This is a genomic window from Zoogloea oryzae, assembly GCF_030161255.1.
In the GTDB taxonomy this organism is placed as follows: domain Bacteria; phylum Pseudomonadota; class Gammaproteobacteria; order Burkholderiales; family Rhodocyclaceae; genus Zoogloea; species Zoogloea oryzae.
In genome coordinates this window covers 1-854 of record NZ_BSPX01000237.1, presented here as the reverse complement: position 1 = coordinate 854, position 854 = coordinate 1, and the positions used below count along the sequence as shown (strand labels likewise).

The window sequence follows — 854 nt, the reverse complement described above, 5'->3', positions numbered from 1 at the left end:
GATTGTTTCTTATACTTAATCGCTTCCGCAAATACAAACCAAATAAACCAACTCAGTCATAACCTCACATTTGTTAGTCAATATCATGACCAACAACGGTGAATCATCAAACTTTAATCAGCCAATTGTATCAGAGAATTCCAACACAACTATACAAATCGTTGCAATGCAGAGTGACGCACCAAACTTTACCTCAGGAATCAAATTGGACGATAATAAAACTCATTATGGCATCAAGTCATAGAGATGAAGATAGCCGGACGTGATAAGCATGGTCACTTGACCGGTGACATTATCCAACCTACACCCTCATATTCTATATTCAATAAATGGCGTGCATCAGATTGTCAGGTCAAGAGCTGGTTATTTGATGCAATGCAGCAAAACCAGATTAAACGATTTATTCGTTATGATACAGCTAAGCAAGTATGGGATGCAATCAAGCAAACCTATTCAGATGGTGCAGATGAAGCCAAGATATATGATCTCCATAAAAGATCATTTATTATGAAGCAGAGCAGTGCACCAGTTGCAAAATATTACAGTGAGCTCGCCGAAATTTTTCAAGAGCTTGATCAGTTAAATCCAAGCACTATGGAGCATCCAAAAGACATTGAGACTAGACGCAAAGAAGTTGATCGTCTACGAGTTTATACATTTCTTGCAGGCTTGGACGATAAATTCGACCAAATTCGTGGAGAAATTTTGAGGATGGATCCAAAACCCGAACTTGAGGCAGTATATGCACATATTAAAAGGGAAAGTAACCGACAAGGAGCCATGTCAGAAGCTAGTGGTAGCTCCGATGCTACAGCCTTGGCAACTTCCAGGTTCAAACAATCTCGACCAAACAC

At 39.6% G+C, this 854-nt stretch carries 1 protein-coding gene; it reads left to right on the top strand.

Features of this window, described 5'->3' with window-relative positions; translation table 11 throughout:
* Positions 1-246 precede the first annotated feature (246 nt).
* Positions 247-854: gag-polypeptide of LTR copia-type domain-containing protein (locus tag QQK25_RS24875; protein WP_284190084.1), on the top strand; the 608-nt coding region annotated here is incomplete at its 3' end.